General features: G+C 54.8%; 1 protein-coding gene. It reads right to left on the bottom strand.

From position 1 onward, the window contains the following. Nucleotides 1–93: 93 nt before the first annotated feature. A partial coding sequence (locus tag ACRHNM_RS16455; protein WP_431137714.1) for a peptide-methionine (S)-S-oxide reductase occupies nucleotides 94–341 on the bottom strand: 248 nt, incomplete at its 5' end.

Consider the following 341-nt stretch of genomic DNA (forward strand, 5'->3'; position numbering starts at 1 on the left):
CGCCCGGCAGCCCGAATCTCCGGGCAGGCCGAAGCCCGATTCCCCGGGCAGGCCGAAAAGTCGATTCCCCGGACGGGCCGAAACCCGGTTTACTTAATGAATGTCCTCTTTGAGGAAATCCTGAAAATTGGCCTTAAACCTGTTGAGCCTCGGGACGGAGACATTTTGGATGTACGGGTTATCCGGTTGCATTCGTTCGTAATCCTGGTGGTATTCCTCGGCCATGTAAAATTGGGTGAGGGGGGATACCTCGGTCACAATTGGCCGGTCGTAGACCCGCTGTTCTTCGAGCGCCTCCATATAGGCGGTGATAATCTGGCGCTCGGAATCATTTTCGTAAA

Source organism: Psychroserpens mesophilus (assembly GCF_050617655.1).
GTDB lineage: Bacteria > Bacteroidota > Bacteroidia > Flavobacteriales > Flavobacteriaceae > Psychroserpens > Psychroserpens mesophilus_A.